Genomic DNA, 14,626 nt, shown 5'->3' with positions numbered 1-14,626 from the left:
ACCGAAACCGCAGTCCCCTTGTGTCCCTAGCATTTTTTCTCCTTCTTCCGCTCTCAGCCTGAATGATTTTTTTGTTTTTTTAGCAATTCTGTTTGGATTTCAACAACGATTAAATTAAGTGTGTCTTTATGGATATGTTTTTAGGTTTTATTTATCCTAAAATTATAGTACAATGGTATAAAGACTAGGAGGTGCTTGTAATGCAAATCAATACCAAAAATTTAGTTTCCATTTCCGAAGCCAACCAGAATTTTTCCAAGGTTGCCCGACTTGTGGATGAAAACGGCGCTGCCATCATTTTAAAAAACAATACCCCCCGCTATGTCCTGATTGAGTTCAGCCAGTTTCAAACCGAAGAAACCATTGGCGATGAAGAAGTGGAAATCATAGCCAAACGGATTTTGAAAAAACATCAGGCCGCCTTTGAGGAATTAGCCAAATGAAGCGACTGACCCGTCATCAGGTGCTACGGCTTCACACCATGCTGATTAACGAAACCGGCGGCTGTTATGGCCTCCGGGATGAAGGGCTGCTGGATTCCGCTCTAAATGCGCCCTTTCAAAGTTTTGACGGTGAAGATCTGTACCAAACCGTTCCGGCCAAAGCCGCTCGTCTGGGTTTTTCACTGATCAATAACCATGCATTTATCGATGGCAATAAACGGATCGGTATTCTGGTTATGCTGACATTTCTGGAAATGAACGGCTTTACACCTGATTGTACCGATGATGAACTGATCCAGTTGGGTCTCCAGCTGGCAGCTGGTCAGATGGATGATCGGCAACTGCTTGACTGGATTATTGATCATGTCTGATGCCATCCAGTGGATCTTGGTTTATAGTGCACAAAACCTCCGTCCCCTTGTGTTGCGTCTTCACTTCACGCATATCTGCCACCACCGCATTTAAATTGATTCATACTTTCCACACTTATCTCTTCTTAATTGTCTATAATTTGCTGAATTTATCTTTACCAAGCTATTATAACAAACTCTGTATTTCATCAGACAGCATATACTGACCATCCCCAATACTCTTAAAATAATTTGGATAATTTTTACTATGGGTCGTTGATGCACTGTTTGCCAATAATACATTCACATATGTTTCGGGTGGATTCCACCCTCTCTTTTTAATAAATCTTCGCAATTCTTCTGTGTTGAAAACTTCCGGAACTTCACCTTGAAGAACTGCTAACGCAAATTCTTTGCCTAAACCTTTACCGTATTTCCCCATTTTTGTTCTCCTGTTTATCAGCTATTAAAAATATTGGTGCCTTAATGAAACAAACCGTACCTGCATTTTGACCGGTCGATTAACAAGTAAAAAGCCCATTAATCTCCCGGTATCATATACTTGGTACTGCATGCCTTTCCAATTTTTTAATGATGCCTTTAGAAATCATCGAAGATTAAGTCAAGTCTACCTAGCACCATCCCAAGAGCTAACTATCAATAACTTTGCCGTCTCTTTTTAAAATTCAATTCTGAAAATCAATTTACTATGACTCTCTTTTGCAACCTGGGAACTGATATCAGCACTTCCTTTAACCTTACCTTTGGCCCCCGCCTTCTTAACAGCCATATCCATAGCATATGCTGCTTTTTCAGACATTGTCGTCAGTGATGAACCTGCTATTTCTAAAGTTTCCGATTTGATCGCATTGTTATTTTCGAATCTCATTTCGATGAGACGCTTAATGTTGCCGTCATGTGCAAACCATTTAAGTTCGGGTCTTTTGGGACTATTACTGCCCTCAAATTGTATTTCTGTCTTTCCTCTTCGATGACTACTTTCCTTTTTTGACATATTCTGTTCGAATTTTTCAGCTGTCGAAACTCCTTGATCTACAAAATTAACCTCTTCACTAAATTTCTTTTCTTTATTTTTTAAATTTGATTCCATGTTCGATTCACTTATTTCAATTGAACAACGCTTTGCGCCTAATGAAAAAGCAATATGTTTCAACTCAGCAATTCTTTCTTCATGTGCTCTCGTAAAAACATAATCCGCTTTGATAAATCGATTACTGTCAAAACTATCCACACAATAAACGGCGTCGCAGGTCACCATCGGGATGAACTGTAGCCCACTCTTTTCTATTGCGTTATCATAAAGATAGAGAATTTCAATATCATTTTCTTTGCCAAGCCAACCAATTGAACCCTCACAGACATCAATACCACGTCTCACCGCATCATCAACAATCATAATTATGTTGGGAGTGTTAAAATCTGGACTACAATAAAATTCAGGGAAAATTGGACTATATTTTTTTAACCGGCGTAAATAACTGTCATTTACCGTTTTATCAGATAAAAACTTGGCACCTTTTTGAATGTTTTCGGTCGCTTTTTTCCCAGCATCGTATGTCTTCTGTAAACTATTTGAAACGATTTCTAGACTTTTTTGAGGATCGATAAATTTCTTCATGGAACAATTCCTTTCGAAACAGAATTTTTAATCATTAAAGCGGCCCGTACCGTAACCCCAGTTCCAACACTCACTACATCATTGCACAAAACCTCCGTCCCTTGTGTTGCCCAGAGGGGCATATCACAAACCTGTGATTGCTGTTTTTATCATTGAAGTTGTTATTGAGGTTGCAATTTCTTTTACCGCATCCAGTACAAACGGAATACCTTTTGTGGTAATTGTATCCTTTGTTTTGTTCCAAACTGTGTCGCTTTTGATTTTTTCTAAAAATTCGTGTCCATCCCATGTTAATCTTCCCACACCAAATTGCAGCAATTCACCATCACCATATTGCCCTTTATAGTCATAGAGCAAACCTGCGTCGTGTAAAACAGCACAGTGATAACCAATTGTTTTCATGTCATAGCCATCAATTTCTATTTCATTACTATGCAACCAGGTATCAACATATTTTTCTTCAACGGTCAATAGTATTTTTCTTATAAGTTCCATATCTCTTTTCAAAATCTTCCTCACAATCTTAAATAATAGGCTAAGTATTTTACTGAAAACAAATGACAAATTCAGACCAACCCAACCTTCAAATTCACTTATTGATTTGTTTCATTTTTATTTCTTAATTTGTTAATTTCATAAGGTGTGATTTTTCCTGCTTGATAGCTTTTTACAACTTCTTCAATCGCAGTGCCATTTCTATTTAACAACAATTGCTTAAGACGATCAAACTCTTCCTGATTGACAAATCTACTTCCAAATTTCGTTTCCACATTAAATGGTTTGTCTGTTACTTTGAGTTCACTCGGGAATTGAATAATCTCGATCAGCTTTTCAACAAACGCAACTATCACTGAGATATCTTCATTTATTTTATCATATTTTATAAATTCAAATAAATTTTCTTGCAGCGATATTATTTCCGCTTTAATTTTTTCCAAATCCCCCACAAACAGTTTTTTTACACTATCAATTGTTCCCGAACTAAAACCAAAATAGCGGTGTGTGTTGATAAAACCGAGATTTGCCAAAGCTTCGCACAAGTGCTTATTGACAAAGGTTACAAAACATTCATGTAAATTAAGATTGCCTTTTATATTTAACTGATTGAATTTCTTAATAATATGCACATATACATCAATATCAGGCAACAGCACATAATTTAATGTCCTTATTACCTTTTCATCGATTGAGTCTATTTTTTCAATGTCAAAATATAAATCGACGAGTTCTTTTACATATTGATCCCCATCAACCAAAGTGCGGAAGGCTTTAAATAACTGGATAAATGGTGGAATCCCAAACAAAAACATGGTTCCGTTGTCAAATTCATTCTTATTCAATGTAAATAAACATTGGCGAAACAAATTATATGCTGCAACTCTTCTTTCTTTCGGTTCACTAAATACATCTTCAACAAGCTTTTTTCCACAAAATTCATAATCCGTGAGTTCTGATTTACCAGCTGCTAATAAATTCCAAATGATTTGATCTTTCTTTTCATTACTAATTCTTTGGGTTATTGATCGATCTGATTCTTCGATCATATTTTTCCACTTCTTTTCAGGCGGTATATCGTCTTCTATCTCAATATTTTCATAGTTAAATAGATTCAAAACGCCAAATTTCATTTTATTTTCTTCAATATCAATAATTTTCTGAAGTTGATATGTCCAAAGTTTGTCTTGTTTTTTTAATTCTCTTAATTCTGCCAACGAATAATATTCGCCTTCAACCTCAAACCTTATTGCTTCCAACAAGCCTCTTTCAATGGTTAATTGCTCGTAGACTGATGTTATAAAATGTTTTACTACAAAAAACGCAATCACCGTTTCCTTATACTCTTTATAATCATATTTTTTCAATGTACTAACCAATTCGGCACAGAAATTTTCAACCTTACGAAAAGGTAAATTGGTAAATTGTGAATAAACCTCTATACCGATATCAAAATAACTGCTTAGAAATGTAGTTTTTGTAGCTTGTAACTCTTTTCTCAAAAAATTAAAATCTTCGATTTTAAGCAAACTTTCTTTGATCATATCTTTTTTCAAGATAAAGAGAATCGTCTCAAATAAGTCACTTTCAGTCACATTTAATTTGAACGGTAAGTATTTCTCCAGATAGTCATCAGTAAAGCCCATATTTTTGAGATTTTCTTCATGGTACTGATATATGATTCTAATTTTTTTATTTGCAAGTTTTTCATTGATGCTAAAGATTCTTTTTATAATATTCACATCATTAATTCGATCAATATCTTCGTAAATTATTAAAACATCTTTTTTAAGGCGTGATATTTCATTCTGCAGGCCTTTGATTGCCTCTGCAAAAGATTGTGTGCTGTCCAAAAACAAAGACTGCAATTGAACCAAAAACTTGTTGCTACCTAATAACACTTTAAGCTTATTTGAATACCTGGAAACAATTCGATTTCTTAATAAAAGCCTTTCCATTTCTTTGACTAGAATCAGCAAGAGTTCATTCAAATCGCAAGTTAGAACGTCAATTTCAATCATCTCGTACTTTTCCTTAATTTGCGGATTTTTCTTTAATTCGTTAACTAAAAATGTTTTTCCAGTTCCCCATCTCCCGTTCAGTGCAATGATTTCAAACATTTCGACATAAGACAAAAGCCGTTCTAAATCTCTTTGCCTTTTCCTTAGCGGTTTTAGAGCTTCGGTTTCTTCTTCTTGTGAATTCTTGAGCCATGTATAAAGTGAGATCATCGCAAGAAAGGCCGCATAAGCACTCATAAACTTAAATTCAATCACATCAATTTTTAGGATTTCGGCATATTGCAATGCAATAATGCCTGCAAGAATACCAAGTGAAATCAGTATCAAAGAATCGTAAAGCTTGATATTGTCAGATATTCGACTGTTAATAATCACCACTGCCCATATAAATGCGAACACGATAAAGAAAACGCACAAATTGATTTTAACCGTGCTGAAAAATATTAATGATATAATAAGGGCAATTAAAATTTTTGAAATAAATGTTCTAAGCTGGTAGTTTTTTTCGCTCATCTGCATACCCTTCTTTTTATAAAGCCACAAATTACATTACAAAATTTAAATAATCAGCACTCATATTTATCGATATACGGCATTAAAGCTTCGATTTTTGCTACGATGCGCTTTTGTTCTGCCAGCGGGGGGAGAGGTAAGATAAACTCTTTCATTGCCATTAATGAGACATTTTTAATCGTTGTACCAGTCGCTCTTTTGATTGCATAATCTGTAAAGTACTTTGTCTTGATAATCAAGTATAGATAGTACTTTAAATTTTCAATCATAAGGTTAAAATAGCAAGCGCTTTTTCCAAGTATAACTTTTTCACCACTATAAAATGCAATATTACCAATTGTACCGTTAATTGAAACCAACACTGTATTTTTATTAAGTTCTCTTTTGTGTTTATGAAATTGTTCTACATCAACTTTTTTTGTATTATCTTTTATTTCTATTATTCCTTCATTTAAATTGTTACCATTTATAAAATAGTAGTCACCTTTTTCATTATATATAGGTGTACCATGGATTCCATCACCTAAAATTGAAACAATCTCCCCCAACCTCACCCACTTCCAACTCTCCGGAATATCAAAGGGAATCTCATCGTCCGTAATCTCCGGCAGGGCTTTGGCCTTTTTGATCTTGCCTTCCTTAATCAGCTTTTGCTTTTCGGCCTGAATCTGCTGATAGAGTACTTCGGCGGTGCCCTCTTCTTTGCGCTGCATAACCAACTTGCCCTGGATGGCATACTGTAAAATCGACTTTTTGAGCTCTTCCGGGAATTTTTTATTAAGCGCTTCCACTTCGGTATAGGCAACATCGTATTGATCGATATATGGCATTAAGGCTTCGATTATTGCGACAATGCGTTTTTGTTCAGCCTGTGGGGGGAGAGGGAGTAATCCACCTAGCAAGCTATTATCATTGATTGCCGGGTACGCAACACCTTTCATAACAGAACTTACATAGGAACTAAACATAGGACTTCGAAGAACAAAATAAAGAAAATAACTATTAATGCCGTTAAAGGGATGTAAAACCGCAAAAGCCGTACTTGCAATTGGCTCATGAACAAACTCTTTGTCAACAATACAAATATTCAATAAATATGGTCTTACCGTCGAATACAGCACTGTACCTTCGTTTACAATTTTCCTCGCTCTTGATGGTGCATCTTCTGGATTCATAAGATTTTCGTTATTACTAAGAATACCTTTGATGTTATCTATCGATCCAACATCAATATAATCAAATGTTACATCAGGCTTTTTCTGCCCCCAGTTATGAGTTATCTCCCCCAGCCGCACCCATTCCCAACTCTCCGGTATCTCAAAGGGTATCTCATCTTCCGTAATCCCCGGTAGCGCTTTCTGTTTTTTAATCTTCCCGTCCTTTAGCAGCGCCTGCTTCTCGGCGTCAATTTTTTTAAGCAGCTCCCGGGCCGTGCCCTCTTCTTCCCGCTGCCCCACCAGTTTCCCCTGGATCGCCAGCTGCAGAATGCTGTTTTTTAAATCCTGCGCTTTCATCTAATTTTCCTCAAGCATGGCCGTAATCTGTTCCAGCACATGATCAATTTGATCATTCAGGGAGGCCCGTTTTTCCTGATATTCCTGAATCAGCGGCAGGGGATCAAGAATCACTTCTTCTTCATGAGGAAAGCCGCACAAATCGAGGTTGTAGCTGCGGGCGATAATCTCATCCAGGCTGTATTTTTTAGCCTTGGCAAAGCCGTCGACTTCGATTTCTTCCCGGTTGTCCCACCAGCTTAAGGCTTCCTCAAAATGAGCCAGCTTCATCGGCCGGGTTTTTGAAAAATTCTTATAGCCTTCCGGCATATCGACCCGGTAGAACCAGATTTCTTTGGTGGGGGCGGTTTTATCAAAAAATAGAATATTCGTGCGGATCGAGGTGTAGGGGGCAAAAACGCTGTGGGGCAGGCGCACAACGGTATGCAGGTTAAATTCACTGGTCAGCTTTTTCTTGATGTTAAACTTGGCATTATCGGTACCAAATAAAAAGCCATCAGGGATGATTACCCCGCAGCGGCCGTTTTGCTTCAGCCGATACATAATCACATTCATAAACAAATCGGCGGTTTCGGAGCTCCGCAGTTCTGTCGGGAAATTGATTTTGACGCTGTCCTTCTCGCTGCCACCATAGGGGGGATTCATCAGAATGACATCGAAGGCGTCCATCTTGCGCAATTCCTTATAGTCGGTTTCCAGGGCATTGCCGTGGAGGATATTGGGATCATCGATGTCGTGGATCAGTAGATTGGTCACGCAGAGCAGATGGGGTAGGGATTTTTTCTCAATGCCGTAAACCGAGCGGTTATACAGCTCCCGCTTCTCCAGGGAATTGCCCACCTGCCCATCAAGGGCGGCCAGGGCCGATGTCAGAAAACCGCCGGTGCCACAGGCAAAGTCGCCAATTTTTTCACCCAGTACCGGCTTGACCACGGCAACCATAAAATCAGTGACCGCCCGGGGGGTGTAGAACTCCCCGGCATTACCGGCACTCTGCAAATCCTTGAGAAAGGCTTCATAGATGGCCCCAAACTCGTGGCGCTCGGTGTATTCGGTAAAATCAATCTCATCGATGATATTGACCACCTGGCGCAGTAATACCCCGTCTTTCTGGTAATTGTTGGCATCCTCAAAAGCGTAGCGGACAATCACCTGACTCATCGGGGTGGTTTCATCAATTTCCAAGTTCTTCAGGGTCGGGAAGAGGGTGTTATTGACAAAATCAAGCAGGGCATCGCCGGTCAGGGCCTGTCCGTCTTTATGATCGACGGCCCACTCCCGCCATTTAAGATGGTCGGGAATGATTGAGCGGTAGTTGTCATTAATCAGTTCCCAGGCTTCTTCTTTTGCATCATATATTTTTAAAAACAGAATCCAGACGATCTGTTCAATCCGCTGGGCATCGCCATTGACGCCGGAGTCGTTGCGCATTACATCCTGGATGCGTTTTACTAAGTTACTAATTGCCATTTATTTCCTGCCTTCTTTTATTTATGTTGCTTATGCATAATAGATTTCATTTTCCAGTTCCATGACGGCCTCAAGGTAGGCTTTTTTACCCCCAAAGGCCTTGACGATCTTCATTGGGCTGCCGATTTTGGCAAACTCTATCAGTTGCAGCACCTTGGTATCTTCGATCTCGCCAATGCCGTCATTGGCATACTTATCAAGCAGCGCCTCAATCACCTGTTTGGCGGTGTCGGAATATTTATACAGATAATGCCGCTTTCGGACATTCTCGGCCCGTTCTTTTTTGGTCAGCGGAGCCTTGTCATAGGCAATGTGGCAAATCAGATCAAAGTCGTCCAACTCGGTCTGGCCCATTTCTTCCCGGACAGCCTCCAACAGCACCCCATCGTCTTTTAACGCCTCAATAATTGCCTGCTTTTTCGCAGCTTTTGTCCAGCTGCGCAGAAAATCATCAAGGTTACTAAACTGGTTGCGGATATTTTTGCGGGTGTAGTCGATCAGGCTTTCGGTGATCAGTTTGCCGTCCTTGTCGACATATTGTACCCGTTCGGAAAGAACCCGGACGGTTATATCGCCAAGATAATATTTTTTCGGTTTGTCGTCTCCATCATCGACAAATGGCGGGGGATCGCCGATGACAAAGTCCCCGCCGTCTTCTTTAACCCCATCGCCGCCGATAACATCCCCTTCCCCTTCATCAGTCGGGGGCAGCGGGTCAATTACCGGATCATCACCACCCAGGTCAATCACCACTTCCGGCTGACCGTCGAAGGCCGGATCGGCAAACAGGCGGCTGGCATTGCGAAAATCCATGATCGTAAAATAGGTTTTGCCGTAGTCCTCCAGCAGCCGGGTGCCCCGGCCGATAATCTGCTTGAACTCGGTCATGCTGTTGATGTTGTTCTCCAGCACAATCAGTTTGCACATCTTGGCATCAACCCCGGTGGTCATCAGTTTGCTGGTGATGGCAATCACCGGATAGCAGCTTTCTTCATCGATGAAGTTTTCCAGCTGGGCCTTGCCCTCGTCGTTATCCCCGGTGATCCGCATGATATAGCGGTCGTTTTGGGCGTAGAGATCTTTATTCTCATTAATCAGAGCCTGGCGCATCCGTTCGGCGTGTTCGATATCGACACAAAAAACAATGGTTTTGCTGAAACGGTCGGTCTTTTTTAAAAACTCGGTAATTTTGGCGGCCACCACCCGGGTGCGGTCATCAATGACCAGATTGCGGTCAAAGTCTTTGATATTGTATTCCCGGTCTTCGATGACATAGCCATGTTTGTCAACCTTGCCAAGCTCCGGGCGATAGCCTTCAAGATCTTTATCAAGGCCAATGCGGATGACCTTATAGGGAGCCAGAAAGCCGTCATCAATGCCCTGCTTCAAGGAGTATTCATAAATCGGCTCGCCAAAATAGGTAAAGCTGGAGGCATCCTTGGTTTCGATGGGGGTGGCGGTGCAGCCGATATGGGTGGCAGCGGTGAAATAATCCAGCACTTTGCGCCAGGCCGATTCTTCCCGGGCACTGCCCCGGTGACACTCATCAATGACAATCAGATCAAAAAAGTTTGGCTGAAACTGACGATAGGTTTCCTCGCCCTCATCGCCAGCCAACTGCTGATACAATGCCAGATAAATTTCATAGGAGCTGTCCAGATTTTTATGCTGTACCTTGGTCATTTTGCCGCAAAAGGGCTTGAAATCACCGGTGATGGTCTGATCGAGTAAAACATTGCGGTCGGCCAGAAAAAGGATTTTTTTCTTCAGGCCCGATTTCCATAACCGGTAAATGATCTGAAAGGTCATAAAGGTTTTTCCGGTGCCGGTGGCACTGACCACCAGCACCCGGTTTTGCCCGTTGGCCACCGCCTCGACGGTCCGGTTAATGGCCACCCGTTGATAATAGCGGGGCGTTTTATAATTGGGCACATAGTAGTAAGGCGCAAACATCACCTTTTCTTTGGCGCCGTCAATGCCCTTATCCTCGCGGTAGCGCTGATACAAAGCTTCCGGCGCTGGGAATTCGCTCAGCTTCAGTTCCCTGACGGTACCGGTAAGCAAATTTTGCTCCACAAAACCCTCGCCGTTTGAGGCGTAAACATAGGGAACATCCAAAACCCGGGCATACTCAATGGCTTGCTGGAGCCCCGCCCCCACCGGATGATTCTGATCTTTGGCTTCAACAATCGCCAGCGGAAAATTGTTTTTATATGATAGCAGATAGTCCGCCCGTTTCTGCTTGCCTCTGGCGGTGATATTGCCCCGCAAAATAATCCGCCCGGCGGTAAAGGCGTATTCTAATCGCACCTGCTTATTGAGATCCCATCCGGCCGTCGTGATGGCCGGTGTGATGTATCTGGCTTTGATGTCTTCTTCAGACAAATGGCTCTTCCCCATGAATTTGACCCCCTTCATTTCGTTACGCACCTAAAATTTGTCAGTCTTTTTAATTATACGCCTCAACCGCTTAAATGGCTAGAAGAAATCACCGTTTTTCGCCACGTTCCTTCCCCCTATTCACTTTATTTAACAAATGTCAAATTTTTAAGCGCCGCCGCCGATTTCAGCTCACAAAACCGCACCCCCTGATAAAGAAAGGCCAGCTCCAGGGGGTAGTCCCGGGCTGCTCACCAAGCCCTGCCTTCCCCCCATCATCCCATCCCTGTCCTCACTAAAAAAAGTGCCACAACTAAAAGCGGTGGCACTTTTTTGATAAGCTGAAATTGTTAAGCCTTATCTGATCCTTGATCGTCGCTAAAAATTCAAGATAAAGGTACTGAGATCGCTTCCCGCTGGGCCAGCAAAGGTGACACTGAGCATTGAGGCGATCCCCGGCTTGACCCAATACCGTTCGGTTGTAATGGCACCGCCACTCCCTTCAGTCTCACTCACCACAAATCCGTCCTGTCCTAAAATCCCTTTGACCTCATCATAGGTCATCCCTTCGATAATCTTTTCGGCTTGCTCCTCGGTTATCCGTTGATCATCCGTCGCTGCGATGATATATTTTTCGGTCCCGATCAACTTTTTAGATAAAGCAACCTTGGGACTGCCATCGCCGAGACTCCGTTCCATAAAAATGACGGTCACCCCATTACCATTTTCATCCACATAATCAAACGCCCCTTCCACCGGGGATGTCGGGGTGACACCCAATGCCGCATCGACTTCCGCTTTGGTCTGGCCGATTTGCACCTTGTTGAAAAAATCACTGACATTTTCGCCAGCCTGATCCGTGCTCTCTTTTTCCGTCGTCTGTCCAGCCACTTGATCAGAGCTGTCTTTTTGCCCCGCCGGCTGACCGCAGCCGGTTAGTAGAACCAGTGAACAAAGCAACACAAACCCGATCAAACCCCAGTTTTTGGCACTAACCTTCATCATCGTGCACCTCCTGTAAAATTAGTTTATGGTGTTTATGTTATACCCCGTTTCCAGCTGATTAATCATCACCACCCCACCCATTCAAGCTGATTTTTTACCCAAGGCTACCTACCTGTGCTATAATCAGATTAACATCCGCAACCGTTAAGGATTCCTTTACGGTGATTATCCGGGTGGTTCAGAAGAACCATCCCTGGCCTGTCAAAATTTATTTATGCGGCCCAGAGGATGGCTTCCCCTTCCTCCCGCTGATGAAAGGTGGTAATATGTTAGCTAAACTGGAATCGCTTCTGCGCGACAATTCCCTCTGTGTTTTATGTACCGAAGCCGCGGGCAACCCCTATTGCTCGTTGATGACCTATCTGCCCAGCGACGATCTGGGGACACTTTATCTGGTCTCCACCCGGGAGTCGCGCAAATTTAAGAATCTGCTGGCCAATCCCCGGGTCAGTGTCCTGGTCGATAGCCGCCAGCACCAAGGCCAGGGAGCCAACATCGTTTCGGTGACCTTTGCCGGTTTATTTACGCCCCTGACCGATGCCAAAGTCCTCCCGATCAAGACCACGTTCGCCGAAAAACATCCGGAACTGGCAGAAATTCTTAATCATCCCGACAGCCTTGTCTTTGCGATTAAGCTAACGTCCTATCTGCTGCTCGATGGCCCGGTGGCCGCTGAGCAGGGTGAATTATAAGTTTACCGCTTTATAAAAATAGCGAGGTCTAAGCTTAACCGCTTAAACCTCGCTTTTTTTTAATCCTGATAATGTCCTTTGAGCGAAAGAATATAAATATTTCCATCTTCATCCAGGGCATAGACCAGACGGTGTTCCAAATCGATGCGCCGGCTCCATGCTTTACGATACTTCAGGGGCTCAGGCTTACCAATTCCGGTATAGCCATTTCGTTGAATATCTTTTAGCAATTCATTTATTCTCCGCAACATCTTTTTATCGGTCAATTGCCAATAGAGATAGTCTTCCCAGCCCTTATCCGAAAAGGTCAGATTACTCATCAGCCAGCGCCTCTAACTCGGCCATTGATTTGACAACCACTTTGCCCTGTCTGACTTGTTCGATGCTGCGGTCAATCATATCAAGATATTCGGCATTACGGGCCGTTCTCATGATTTCGTTGTATTTATCCAGGCTCATAATGACCACATTCTTTTCATCCTTACGGGTTACAATGACAGTCTCATTTTCGTCGGTGGCTTTATCACAATAATCTTTTAACTTACTGCGAATGGTTGAATAATTTACGGCTAACATTTTTTCCACCTCATATTCTTATTTGTACTATATCTTGTACAAATAATTGTACCATGCTACTCATCATCTGTAAAGCCTACTGCTTCAAATTTAAGAAATGGGCTTTTTCCCTTTCGGTTTTTTTACTCCACAATCACCGCCACCCCATCGGGGATCACCGTGACGGTGGCGGCTTCATTGTTCAGATACGCTCTTGCCATTGCCAGCGCCGCATTGACATCCTTGGCCGGGGTCATCTGGAATTCTTTAATCATCTCATCCGGGGCAGCCGAGATATAAATGACCTTGGCTTTTAAAAGAATCCGGGCCAGGATCTGAGCTTCCCACTGATCGGGGATGGTTTCGTTGCGGGGGGTGCTGACAAAACCGGCCAGCATTTTTTCCAGATTTTTCTCATCCCGGAAGGTGTTAAAAAAGGCGGCCCCGCCGTGGCCATCGCCTGACTTGGCCAGCATGATAATCACCCCGCCGGGCTTGACGGCGGCTTCAGCAGCGGTCATCCCTTTGACGGCCTGATAAATGTTCTGATCCAGCGGGTAGCCGCCGTTGCTGGTGATGACGATATCGCTGGGGGTGGCCTTGACCTTGCAGAGTTTTTCGAGAAAGGTCCGGCCCTTGATGTGGGCGGCATCGCAATCCCCGGCGACGGCATAGATCACCTCTTTTTCAGAATTGATCACGACATTGACCACAAAGGCCAGCTTGGCGGTGCGGGCGGCGTAGAGCATATCGATATGGAGGGGATTTCCCTCAATCACCCCGGTCCGGGCCTTAGGATGGGCAATGAATTCACCGCAATGATTGGCCAGCACACTGATGCGGCTGGCAATACCCGGCAGCACGCTCTTCCGGCCGCCGGAAAAACCGGCAAAGAAATGGGGCTCAATAAAGCCTTCCGAAACCAGCAGATCAGCCTCCGCTGCTAACTTGTTGATGATCAGCGCCCCGCCGGAGGGCAGGGTGCCGATTTCCACCAGGCTGCCGTCATCGCCGGAATCATGGACGACGATTTTTTCGCTATCAACAATGGTTTCGCCAAATTTGCCGACCAGTTCCTCCCGGGTGGTCAGACGGTGAAAACCGGTGGCAATCAAGATGGTGATCTCCGCATCGGGATTGCCCCGGCGGATTTCTTTTAGCATCAGCGGCATAATAATTTTACTGGGCACCGGCCGGGTATGGTCACTGGCAATAATCACGATCTTTTGTTTGCCCACGGCCAGCTGACAAAGCGGCTCTGAGCCCTCGGGGTTAGCAATCGCTGCTGCCACCAACTCGCTCTCAGTTTGCTCGGGATGATAGTCTTCAATCTGCGAGAGCAACACGCCATTTAGGCACGCCTCATCAAGCACCAACGCTTGTTTTTCTTTTCCATAAGGTATTTTGATTTCCATAAACGTATCCTTTCTGATTAGACGAAAGACATTAACAGAATTCTAATTTCTGCTAATGTCTTAACTTTCAAAGATGACTTCTCTTTATTTAATTTTTCTTTTATTTGATATCAGTTGAGTTTAAGTACTTCATCG

At 43.0% G+C, this 14,626-nt stretch carries 14 protein-coding genes; 3 read left to right on the top strand and 11 right to left on the bottom strand.

Features of this window, described 5'->3' with window-relative positions; translation table 11 throughout:
• The first annotated feature begins 200 nt into the window (after positions 1-200).
• Positions 201-443, top strand: a complete 243-nt coding sequence (locus ACWI_RS05740; RefSeq protein ID WP_070370477.1) for a type II toxin-antitoxin system Phd/YefM family antitoxin — start codon at positions 201-203, stop codon at positions 441-443.
• Positions 440-814 carry a type II toxin-antitoxin system death-on-curing family toxin gene (locus ACWI_RS05735; RefSeq protein ID WP_070370476.1) on the top strand — a complete coding sequence of 125 codons (375 nt, stop codon included), beginning with the start codon at positions 440-442 and terminating at the stop codon, positions 812-814. Before ACWI_RS05740 ends, ACWI_RS05735 begins: the two co-directional genes overlap by 4 nt.
• A 166-nt stretch (positions 815-980) precedes the next feature.
• Here the strand turns inward: ACWI_RS05735 and ACWI_RS05730 are convergent, their stop codons facing one another.
• The 8 genes from ACWI_RS05730 to ACWI_RS05695 form a co-directional block, all read right to left on the bottom strand.
• Positions 981-1,235 (bottom strand): hypothetical protein, encoded by a 255-nt coding sequence (locus ACWI_RS05730; protein ID WP_070370475.1) that lies wholly within the window; start codon positions 1,233-1,235, stop codon positions 981-983.
• Between the two features lie 237 nt (positions 1,236-1,472).
• Complete coding sequence (locus tag ACWI_RS05725; RefSeq protein WP_070370474.1) at positions 1,473-2,432, bottom strand: hypothetical protein; 960 nt, start codon at positions 2,430-2,432, stop codon at positions 1,473-1,475.
• A gap of 123 nt (positions 2,433-2,555) precedes the next feature.
• Entirely contained in the window at positions 2,556-2,939 is a 384-nt protein-coding gene (locus ACWI_RS05720; RefSeq protein ID WP_070370473.1) for a DUF2513 domain-containing protein, read from the bottom strand.
• Between the two features lie 86 nt (positions 2,940-3,025).
• Positions 3,026-5,461 carry a P-loop NTPase fold protein gene (locus ACWI_RS05715; RefSeq protein ID WP_070370472.1) on the bottom strand — a complete coding sequence of 812 codons (2,436 nt, stop codon included), beginning with the start codon at positions 5,459-5,461 and terminating at the stop codon, positions 3,026-3,028.
• A 53-nt stretch (positions 5,462-5,514) separates the two neighbouring features.
• Positions 5,515-6,975: a restriction endonuclease subunit S gene (locus ACWI_RS05710; RefSeq protein ID WP_070370471.1), complete on the bottom strand. Its 1,461-nt coding sequence runs from the start codon at positions 6,973-6,975 to the stop codon at positions 5,515-5,517.
• On the bottom strand, positions 6,976-8,445 hold the full coding sequence (locus ACWI_RS05705) for a class I SAM-dependent DNA methyltransferase (protein ID WP_070370470.1): 1,470 nt from the start codon (positions 8,443-8,445) through the stop codon (positions 6,976-6,978).
• Positions 8,446-8,475: 30 nt separating this feature from the next.
• On the bottom strand, positions 8,476-10,845 hold the full coding sequence (gene hsdR, locus ACWI_RS05700; protein ID WP_070370469.1) for an EcoAI/FtnUII family type I restriction enzme subunit R: 2,370 nt from the start codon (positions 10,843-10,845) through the stop codon (positions 8,476-8,478).
• A gap of 357 nt (positions 10,846-11,202) precedes the next feature.
• A complete protein-coding gene (locus ACWI_RS05695; RefSeq protein ID WP_070370468.1) occupies positions 11,203-11,829 on the bottom strand; it encodes a hypothetical protein in 627 nt (208 codons plus the stop codon).
• 266 nt (positions 11,830-12,095) lie between these two features.
• On the opposite strand from ACWI_RS05695, the gene ACWI_RS05690 reads away from it, so the two are divergent.
• The gene (locus tag ACWI_RS05690) at positions 12,096-12,521 is read left to right on the top strand and encodes a pyridoxamine 5'-phosphate oxidase family protein (RefSeq protein ID WP_070370491.1); all 426 of its coding nucleotides are present in this window, start codon (positions 12,096-12,098) and stop codon (positions 12,519-12,521) included.
• Positions 12,522-12,580: 59 nt separating this feature from the next.
• Here the strand turns inward: ACWI_RS05690 and ACWI_RS05685 are convergent, their stop codons facing one another.
• The 3 genes from ACWI_RS05685 to larA form a co-directional block, all read right to left on the bottom strand.
• Positions 12,581-12,841 (bottom strand): Txe/YoeB family addiction module toxin, encoded by a 261-nt coding sequence (locus ACWI_RS05685; protein ID WP_070370467.1) that lies wholly within the window; start codon positions 12,839-12,841, stop codon positions 12,581-12,583.
• Positions 12,834-13,097: a type II toxin-antitoxin system Phd/YefM family antitoxin gene (locus ACWI_RS05680; protein ID WP_070370466.1), complete on the bottom strand. Its 264-nt coding sequence runs from the start codon at positions 13,095-13,097 to the stop codon at positions 12,834-12,836. Before ACWI_RS05680 ends, ACWI_RS05685 begins: the two co-directional genes overlap by 8 nt.
• 122 nt (positions 13,098-13,219) lie before the next feature.
• Positions 13,220-14,491: a nickel-dependent lactate racemase gene (gene larA / locus ACWI_RS05675; RefSeq protein ID WP_070370465.1), complete on the bottom strand. Its 1,272-nt coding sequence runs from the start codon at positions 14,489-14,491 to the stop codon at positions 13,220-13,222.
• Positions 14,492-14,626: the final 135 nt, after the last annotated feature.

The organism is Acetobacterium wieringae, assembly GCF_001766835.1.
Taxonomy (GTDB): Bacteria; Bacillota; Clostridia; order Eubacteriales; family Eubacteriaceae; genus Acetobacterium; species Acetobacterium wieringae.
Note: the sequence above shows the minus strand (reverse complement) of the source record. Positions and strands in the feature narration are given on the sequence as shown.

Excerpts from the sequence above, each read along its gene's own strand:
- ACWI_RS05740 (WP_070370477.1), top strand. The coding sequence starts at position 201 with ATGCAAATCAATACCAAAAATTTAGTTTCCATTTCCGAAGCCAACCAG.
- ACWI_RS05735 (WP_070370476.1), top strand. The coding sequence starts at position 440 with ATGAAGCGACTGACCCGTCATCAGGTGCTACGGCTTCACACCATGCTG.
- ACWI_RS05730 (WP_070370475.1), bottom strand. The coding sequence starts at position 1,235 with ATGGGGAAATACGGTAAAGGTTTAGGCAAAGAATTTGCGTTAGCAGTT.
- ACWI_RS05725 (WP_070370474.1), bottom strand. The coding sequence starts at position 2,432 with ATGAAGAAATTTATCGATCCTCAAAAAAGTCTAGAAATCGTTTCAAAT.
- ACWI_RS05715 (WP_070370472.1), bottom strand. The coding sequence starts at position 5,461 with ATGAGCGAAAAAAACTACCAGCTTAGAACATTTATTTCAAAAATTTTA.
- ACWI_RS05710 (WP_070370471.1), bottom strand. The coding sequence starts at position 6,975 with ATGAAAGCGCAGGATTTAAAAAACAGCATTCTGCAGCTGGCGATCCAG.
- ACWI_RS05705 (WP_070370470.1), bottom strand. The coding sequence starts at position 8,445 with ATGGCAATTAGTAACTTAGTAAAACGCATCCAGGATGTAATGCGCAAC.
- hsdR (WP_070370469.1), bottom strand. The coding sequence starts at position 10,845 with ATGGGGAAGAGCCATTTGTCTGAAGAAGACATCAAAGCCAGATACATC.
- ACWI_RS05695 (WP_070370468.1), bottom strand. The coding sequence starts at position 11,829 with ATGATGAAGGTTAGTGCCAAAAACTGGGGTTTGATCGGGTTTGTGTTG.
- ACWI_RS05690 (WP_070370491.1), top strand. The coding sequence starts at position 12,096 with ATGTTAGCTAAACTGGAATCGCTTCTGCGCGACAATTCCCTCTGTGTT.
- ACWI_RS05685 (WP_070370467.1), bottom strand. The coding sequence starts at position 12,841 with ATGAGTAATCTGACCTTTTCGGATAAGGGCTGGGAAGACTATCTCTAT.
- ACWI_RS05680 (WP_070370466.1), bottom strand. The coding sequence starts at position 13,097 with ATGTTAGCCGTAAATTATTCAACCATTCGCAGTAAGTTAAAAGATTAT.
- larA (WP_070370465.1), bottom strand. The coding sequence starts at position 14,491 with ATGGAAATCAAAATACCTTATGGAAAAGAAAAACAAGCGTTGGTGCTT.